Source organism: Anaerotignum sp. (genome assembly GCF_045122575.1).
GTDB lineage: Bacteria > Bacillota > Clostridia > Lachnospirales > Anaerotignaceae > Anaerotignum_A.
The window spans coordinates 1-7,319 of record NZ_JBGVHV010000025.1 but is presented as its reverse complement, the minus strand read 5'-3'; the positions used below and the strand labels follow the sequence as shown (position 1 = coordinate 7,319).

Here is a 7,319-nt window from a genome sequence, read left to right as displayed (position 1 = left end):
TGCGCCATAATGCACTGCGGAGATATTTGGGATTCAGTTTTTTCTCGGTCAGAAAGATTTCCAGCGATGGATCGCCTGTTTCGAAGCGAAGGGAAACAGGGCTTTCGTAAAAAATGGGAAGCTGCAATCTTTCGTTGCCGAGAATTTTTAATGTGTGAAAGGTTCTTTCAAATAACATAAGATTCTCCTTATGCAGATTGTCTGTTGTTGCGGATAAACATGGCTACAGCAGTGGACGTGATGATGATATAGCCCAGCCAGCTGAAAGCATCGGAGACTTGCCCGAAAACGAAATAGCCCAGGATCGCCGAGAAGATGATCTGGCTGTAATCGTAAACGGAAATTTCTCTTGCGGGGGCGAAGGTATAGGCTGCGGTGATGGTAAACTGTCCGCCGGCGGCAGCAAGACCTGCCAGCAAGAGGGTGCCCAGCTGTTCCAGTGTCATGGGATGGAAGTGGAAGAGCAGGTAGGGCAGGGTGCATAAGCAGGAAAAAGCGGAGAAAAAGAAAACGATGAAAGGTCCTTTTACACCGCGGACACCCATGGCGCGCACATAGGTATAAGCCATACCTGCCATCAGTCCGCCCATCAGCCCGATCAGAGCGGGCAGACATGTCAGATTGGATGGCGTGGGTTTGATGACGAAGAGAGTGCCGATGAAGGCAGTTATGACGCAAGCCCCTTGAAAGAGATTGATTTTTTCTTTCAAAATCAGGATGCCGAAGAGGATGGCAAAGAAAGGAGACATCTTATTCAGCATGGATGCATCCGCCAGCACCAGATGGTCAACAGCATAGAAATTGCAGAGGATGCCGATGGTGCCGCAGAGGGAACGGAGGAACAGGAACTTTTTGGAGTCTCTGTCCAGTTTGATTTCGGGGCGTTCCTTCATCAGAATAAATAAGGCAAAAAGCATTGCCACAAAGTTTCGGAAGAAACTTTTCTGGATGGAGGGCAAGTCGCCTGACATGCGGACAAACATATTCATCAATGCAAAGGAAAAGGAGGAAAGCAGGATACAGCAGACCCCTTTGTTTTTTTGTGTCATACTGTCGCCGCCTTTCTTGCTTCTGCCTCTGCTTTGGAGAAGGGGCAGCCGCAGTAATCCTGACGGTACAGATTATATTCAACAGACAGTTCGCAGGAACGGCGATAACCATTTTTCTTCTTGAAATCGGAAAATAAATAGGGGACACCGTAGGCATCGGAAATTTCCCTGCCCAGTTCATTCAGCACCTGCGCGTTTTTATGAGGGCTGATGGAAAGGGTGGTGGTGAAATAATCGAAGCCCCCTTCCTTTGCTGCCTTTGCTGCTTCCTCCAGACGGAGACGATAGCACTTGAAGCAGCGTTCGCCGCCTTCCGGTTCGGTTTCGTGGCCTTTTGCCAGAGCGAAGAAACGTTCGGGATCGTATTTACCTAACTGATATTTTACGCCCAGCCCCATTTCGTTGATCAGACGTTCCTGCTCTTCGGCGCGGAATCGGAATTCGCTTTCGGGGGCGATGTTGGGGTTATAATAGAAAATGGTGATATCAAAATGCTGTGCCAGATATTCCATGACATAGGAAGAGCAGGGGCCGCAGCAGCTATGCAGCAGCAGAGAGGGGCGTTTCCCTTCTTTTTGCAATTCCTTGATGGTCTTTTCCAGCACGACCTGATAATTTTGTTTCATACAGTCGCCTTCTTTCTGAAAATCTATCCCTCAGTTTAGCAGGAAAAAGGGGAGAAGTAAAGGAATGTTAGATTGTATGAAAAAAAGTGCAAAAATAATTCACAAAGTTTGTATTTTTGCGGAAGGGAAAATAAAAAATATCTCACAAAGTTTTTATGGAATATACAGGTCTTTTTGTTTGAATTGAAAATTTGGCAGAAAATCAACTGTAAAACATGACAGAAAGACGAAAAGAGGGGACGGAAGGCGGCAGGGGATGGGCAAGAGAGATCCGCAGAACAGGAGAAAAGAAGGGCAGAAAAAAAGCCCGAAAACTCGGGCAAAACAAACAAAAAAGGGCTTGACAGCGCATATCTGCTATGGTAGAATGTTTCCACATTAAGCGAGCATGCACATCATCCCATACTGCGATTGAGTATAGCACAGGGGGGAGCAAATTTCAACTGAGATTTGTAAAATTGGTACATTTTGCGGGCAAAATGCCCTGTGAGTGGCCGAAAATGATGTGTTTTTTGTTCGAGTTGAATAAGAACTGCGCGTTTTGATGCGAAGTTCGAGGCGTTAGAGAATAGAATTTTATGAATGAGCAGGCTTTTGTAATGACCTCTGATCAAAGGAGGTGTATGCAAAGGTCTAGATTTGTTTGTAGAATTCTAAATTTTTGTGTAAAAACGAGCTATGCAGCCACAGAGGCGCCGTGCCTGCACGGGAGCAAATGAGGATTGCGAAGCAATCGTTTTTACAATGGAAAGAATGAAATAAAAAGAGTTTACATGATCGTAGATTCTTTTATCCGCTTAACGGCGGCGATTTTGTCGGTGCAGTTTAGATTACGAGAGGTGACAAGATGGAAAAAAACAGAATTCGTGCACTCCAGCTTGGCGACACAACCAGAATGAGCTATTCCAAGATCAATGAAGTTCTGGAAATGCCCAACCTGATTGAAGTGCAGAAGAACAGCTACCAGTGGTTCCTGGACAAAGGTCTGAAAGAAGTATTTGAAGATATTTCTCCCATTACAGATTTCAGCGGCAACCTGATCCTGGAATTTATCGACTTTTCTTTGGATTCCGAACCCAAATACTCTGTGGAAGAATGCAAGGAAAGAGACGCGACTTATGCCGCATCCCTGAAAGTAAAAGCAAGACTTTATAACAGAGAACTGGACGAACTGAAAGAACAGGAAATCTTTATGGGTGATTTCCCTCTGATGACAGAAACAGGCACATTCATCATCAATGGTGCAGAACGTGTTATCGTTTCTCAGCTGGTTCGTTCCCCCGGCATCTACTATGCATCTGATTTTGACAAAGTTGGTAAGAAACTGCTTTCTTCCACAGTCATCCCCAACAGAGGTGCGTGGCTGGAATATGAAACAGATTCCAACGATGTATTTTATGTAAGAGTTGACAGAACAAGAAAAGTTCCCGTATCTGTTCTGATCAGAGCAATGGGCGTTGGTTCCGATGCGGAAATCATCGAACTGTTCGGTGAAGAACCCAAGATCCTGGCAACTCTGGAAAAAGACACAGCAAAAACTTATGAAGAAGGTCTGATCGAAATTTATAAGAAGCTGCGTCCCGGTGAACCCCCTACAGTAGAAAGCTCCGCTTCCCTGCTGAACGGTATGTTCTTCGATCCTAAGAGATACGACCTGGCAAAAGTAGGCCGTTATAAATTCAACAAGAAACTGGCACTGAGAAGCCGTGTGAAAGATGCGGTTCTGGCTGAAAACGTAGTAGACCCCATGACAGGCGAAGTAGTGGCTGAAGAAGGCGCGATCCTGACAATGGAACTGTGTGATCAGATCCAGGATACAGGTGTTGGTTACATCTATATCACAGTAGAAGACAGAAAAGTAAAAGTTCTGACAAACCAGGCGGTTAAGATCGATTCTTATATTGAAGAATTTGGTCTGACAGCAGAAGAGCTGGATATCAACGAACGCGTTTATTATCCTATGCTGGTAAAACTGCTGGAAGAAAACGCAACAGCAGAAGAACTGAAAGCAGCCATCAAGGAAAACATCCATGAACTGCTGCCCAAACACATCACACTGGAAGATATCTTCGCTTCCATCAACTATGTGATGCATCTGGACTACGGCTACGGCAACGTAGACGATATCGACCATCTGGGTAACAGACGTATCCGTTCCGTTGGCGAACTGCTGCAGAACCAGTTCCGTATCGGTCTGTCCAGAATGGAAAGAGTAGTCAGAGAAAGAATGACAACACAGGATCTGGCGGTTGTAACACCTCAGGCACTGATCAACGTTCGTCCCGTAACAGCAGCGATCAAAGAATTCTTTGGTTCCTCTCAGCTGTCTCAGTTCATGGACCAGAACAACCCTCTGTCCGAACTGACACATAAGAGAAGACTGTCTGCACTGGGCCCCGGCGGTCTGTCCAGAGAAAGAGCCGGCTTCGAAGTTCGAGACGTTCACCATTCTCACTACGGCAGAATGTGTCCTATCGAAACACCAGAAGGTCCTAACATCGGTCTGATCAATACACTGTCCACATTCGCAAGAATCAACGAATACGGCTTCATTGAAGCTCCCTATAGAAAAGTAGATCACTCTGGCGACGAACCTCGTGTAACAGATGAATTCATCTATGTAACAGCAGATGAAGAAGAAAACTACAACGTTGCACAGGCGAACGAACCTCTGGATGAAAACGGTTACTTCGTTCATAAGAAAGTAACAGGCCGTTACAGAGAAGAAATCATCGAAGTAGACAGACATCAGATCCACCTGATGGACGTTTCCCCTAAACAGATGGTTTCCGTTGCGACAGCACTGATTCCCTTCCTGGAAAACGATGACGCGAACCGTGCCCTGATGGGTTCCAACATGCAGCGTCAGGCGGTACCTCTCTTGGTAACAGACTCTCCCGTTGTTGGTACAGGTATGGAATACAAAACAGCGAAAGACTCCGGTATCTGCGCCATCGCTAAAGTGGGCGGTATTGTAGAAAGAGTTTCCGCTGATGAAATCGTTGTGAGAAACGACAACTCTCAGAGAGATGTATATAAACTGATCAAATATCAGAGATCTAACCAGAGCACATGCCTGAACCAGAAACCTATCGTTGATCTGGGTCAGAGAGTAGAAGCTGGTCAGATCATTGCTGACGGTGCTTCCACATGTAAAGGTGAACTGGCTCTGGGTAAAAACCCTCTGATTGGCTTTATGACATGGGAAGGTTATAACTATGAAGACGCCGTTCTGCTGAGCGAAAAACTGGTTCAGGAAGACGTTTATACTTCCGTTCATATCAATGAATTCGAAGCAGATGCAAGAGATACAAAACTGGGTCCTGAAGAAATCACAAGAGACATCCCCAACGTCGGTGAAGATGCGCTGAAAGATCTGGACGAAAGAGGTATCATCCGTATTGGTGCGGAAGTTCGCCCCAACGATATTCTGGTTGGTAAAGTTACACCTAAGGGTGAAACAGAACTGACAGCAGAAGAAAGACTGCTGAGAGCGATCTTCGGCGAAAAAGCAAGAGAAGTAAGAGATACTTCCCTGCGTGTACCTCACGGTGAAACAGGTATCGTTGTAGACGTAAAAGTATTCACAAGAGAAAACGGCGATGATGTAGGCCCCGGCGTAAACCAGCTGGTTCGCGTTTACATCGCACAGAAACGTAAGATCTCCGTTGGTGATAAAATGGCTGGTCGTCACGGTAACAAGGGTGTAGTTTCCCGTGTACTGCCCGTGGAAGATATGCCTTTCCTGCCTAACGGCCGTCCTCTGGACATCGTGCTGAACCCTCTGGGTATTCCTTCCCGTATGAATATCGGTCAGGTCCTGGAAACACACCTGTCCCTGGCTGCTAAAGCACTGGGCTGGAAGATCAGCACACCCGTATTCGATGGTGCGAACGAAATCGACATCATGGATACACTGGAAATGGCAAATGACTATGTAAACACAAGCTGGGAAGAATTCTCTGCAAAATGGGAACCCCTGCTGAATGGCGATATCCTGGATGAACTGTATGCAAACAGAGATCACAGAGAAGAATGGAAAGGCGTTGCTCTGGGCAGAGACGGTAAAGTTCAGCTGAGAGACGGTCGTTCCGGTGAACCTTTCGATAACCGTGTAACCATCGGCTTCATGCACTACCTGAAACTGCACCACCTGGTAGACGAAAAGATCCACGCTCGTTCCACAGGTCCTTACTCCCTGGTTACACAGCAGCCTCTGGGCGGTAAAGCACAGTTCGGCGGTCAGCGTTTCGGTGAAATGGAAGTTTGGGCGCTGGAAGCATACGGCGCTGCATACACACTGCAGGAAATCCTGACAGTAAAATCTGACGATATCGTTGGTCGTGTGAAAACATACGAAGCGATCGTTAAGGGTGAAAACATCCCCGAACCCGGCGTTCCCGAATCCTTCAAGGTTCTGCTGAAAGAACTGCAGTCTCTGGCTCTGGATATCCGCGTACTGCGTGAAGACCAGACAGAAGTTGAAATCAAGGAATGCATCGAAGATGTGGACGATCTGAACGTAAACATCGACGGTTATGAAGACGAAGAATTCCGTCGTTCCCGTCCTATGACAGCGGAAGAAGAACTGGTTGACTTCCTGTTCGACGACGAAGTAGGCGTGGAAGCTGACAACAGCGACCTGCTCTCTGACGACTACGCTGGCGAAGACGACGGCTTTGACTATGAGGATGAAGTATAAGAAAGGAGAACAAACCCATGAGCACACAGACTACTGAACAGGGGATCGTATTTGATTCCATCAAGATCGGTTTGGCATCTCCCGAAAAAATCCGTGAATGGTCCAGAGGTGAAGTAAAAAAACCTGAAACCATCAACTATAGAACACTGAAACCTGAAAAGGACGGTCTGTTCTGCGAAAGAATTTTCGGGCCCACAAAAGACTGGGAATGTCATTGTGGTAAATATAAAAGAATCCGTTACAAAGGCGTTGTCTGCGACCGCTGCGGCGTTGAAGTAACAAAAGCAAAAGTAAGACGTGAGAGAATGGGCCACATTGAACTGGCTGCTCCCGTTTCCCATATCTGGTACTTCAAGGGTATCCCTTCCAGAATGGGTCTGATCCTTTCCATGAGCCCCAGAGCACTGGAAAAGGTTCTGTACTTCGCTTCCTATATCGTACTGGATGCAGGCGATACAGAGTTGCAGTACAAACAGCTGCTGACAGAAAGAGAATACAGAGAAGCATATGATAAATACGGCACAAGATTCGTTGCAGCAATGGGCGCAGAAGCGATCAAACAGCTGCTGATGGATATCGATCTGGAAAAAGAATCTGTTGAACTGAAAGCACAGCTGCAGGATACAACAGGCCAGAAACGTGTTCGTATCATCAAAAAACTGGAAGTAATCGAAAGCTTCCGTCTGTCCGGCAACAAACCCGAATGGATGATCCTGGATGCAATCCCCGTGATTCCCCCTGAAATCCGTCCTATGGTTCAGCTGGATGGCGGCAGATTTGCAACAAGTGACCTGAACGATCTGTACAGAAGAGTGATCAACAGAAACAACCGTCTGAAAAGACTGCTGGATCTGGGCGCTCCCGACATCATCGTAAGAAACGAAAAAAGAATGCTGCAGGAAGCAGTTGACGCACTGATCGACAACGGCCGCCGCGGCAGAC

Annotated in this window: 3 protein-coding genes and 1 pseudogene; 2 read left to right on the top strand and 2 right to left on the bottom strand. The window is 46.7% G+C overall.

Going from position 1 to position 7,319, the window contains the following annotated elements; genetic code table 11:
* Positions 1-188 precede the first annotated feature (188 nt).
* Positions 189-1,049, bottom strand: a complete 861-nt coding sequence (locus tag ACJMLT_RS01040; RefSeq protein WP_405725267.1) for a DMT family transporter — start codon at positions 1,047-1,049, stop codon at positions 189-191.
* Positions 1,046-1,675 (bottom strand): epoxyqueuosine reductase QueH, encoded by a 630-nt coding sequence (locus ACJMLT_RS01035; protein WP_405725264.1) that lies wholly within the window; start codon positions 1,673-1,675, stop codon positions 1,046-1,048. Before ACJMLT_RS01035 ends, ACJMLT_RS01040 begins: the two co-directional genes overlap by 4 nt.
* Positions 1,676-2,522: 847 nt before the next feature.
* Here ACJMLT_RS01035 and ACJMLT_RS01030 point away from each other — a divergent pair.
* Positions 2,523-6,377, top strand: coding sequence for a DNA-directed RNA polymerase subunit beta (locus tag ACJMLT_RS01030; RefSeq protein WP_405725261.1), 3,855 nt, complete (start codon positions 2,523-2,525; stop codon positions 6,375-6,377).
* Positions 6,378-6,394: 17 nt separating this feature from the next.
* A pseudogene (locus ACJMLT_RS01025) lies at positions 6,395-7,319 on the top strand (DNA-directed RNA polymerase subunit beta'); the annotation flags it as partial.

Excerpts from the sequence above, each read along its gene's own strand:
- ACJMLT_RS01040 (WP_405725267.1), bottom strand. The coding sequence starts at position 1,049 with ATGACACAAAAAAACAAAGGGGTCTGCTGTATCCTGCTTTCCTCCTTT.
- ACJMLT_RS01035 (WP_405725264.1), bottom strand. The coding sequence starts at position 1,675 with ATGAAACAAAATTATCAGGTCGTGCTGGAAAAGACCATCAAGGAATTG.
- ACJMLT_RS01030 (WP_405725261.1), top strand. The coding sequence starts at position 2,523 with ATGGAAAAAAACAGAATTCGTGCACTCCAGCTTGGCGACACAACCAGA.